Source organism: Litchfieldella rifensis (genome assembly GCF_042646605.1).
Lineage (GTDB): Bacteria > Pseudomonadota > Gammaproteobacteria > Pseudomonadales > Halomonadaceae > Litchfieldella > Litchfieldella rifensis.
This window is the reverse complement of sequence record NZ_JBHRUG010000036.1, coordinates 1-1016: the sequence shown is the minus strand read 5'-3', so window position 1 is coordinate 1016 and position 1016 is coordinate 1. Positions and strand designations below refer to the sequence as shown.

Here is a 1016-nt window from a genome sequence, read left to right as displayed (position 1 = left end):
TTCAACGAGCTCGACCGCAAGGGCCTGATGATGTACGGCCAGATGACCGCCGGCTCGTGGATCTATATCGGCTCCCAGGGCATCGTCCAGGGCACCTACGAGACCTTCGTCGAGGCCGGCCGCCAGCACTATGACGGCCACCTCACCGGTCGCTGGATCCTCACCGCCGGCCTCGGCGGCATGGGCGGCGCCCAGCCGCTGGCGGCGAGCCTGGCCGGCGCCTGTTCACTCAACATCGAGTGCCAGCAATCGCGCCTCGACTTCCGCCTGCGTACCCGCTATCTGGACGAGCAGGCCGACGACCTGGACGACGCCCTGGCGCGCATCGAGCGCTACACCCGGGAAGGCAAGGCAGTCTCCCTCGGGCTGTGCGCCAACGCCGCCGACATACTCCCCGAGCTGGTCAAGCGTGGCGTCAAACCCGACATGGTCACCGACCAGACCAGCGCCCACGACCCGCTGCACGGCTACCTGCCGTCCGGCTGGAGCTGGGACGAATACGTGGCACGCGGCAAGACCGACCCGGAGGCGGTGGTCAAGGCCGCCAAGCAGTCCATGGCGGTGCACGTCAAGGCCATGCTCGACTTCCAGCAGATGGGCGTGCCGACCTTCGACTACGGCAACAACATCCGCCAGATGGCCAAGGAAGAGGGGATCGCCAACGCCTTCGATTTCCCCGGCTTCGTGCCGGCCTATATCCGCCCGCTGTTCTGCCAGGGCATCGGCCCGTTCCGCTGGGCGGCGCTGTCCGGCGACCCCGAGGACATCTACAAGACCGACGCCAAGGTCAAGGAACTGATCCCCGACGACCCGCACCTGCACCACTGGCTCGACATGGCCCGCGAACGCATCAGCTTCCAGGGTCTGCCGGCGCGCATCTGCTGGGTCGGCCTCAAGGACCGCGCGCGCCTGGGGCAGGCGTTCAACGAGATGGTCAAGAACGGCGAGCTCAAGGCGCCGGTGGTGATCGGCCGCGACCACCTGGATTCCGGCTCGGTGGCCAGCCCCAACCGCGA

The 1016-nt window shown here is 67.8% G+C and carries 1 protein-coding gene; it reads left to right on the top strand.

All coding sequences use genetic code 11. From position 1 onward, the window contains the following. Nucleotides 1-1016 (top strand): urocanate hydratase (gene hutU, locus ACFOEV_RS18300; protein WP_386776337.1); only part of this gene is annotated, 1016 nt, incomplete at both ends.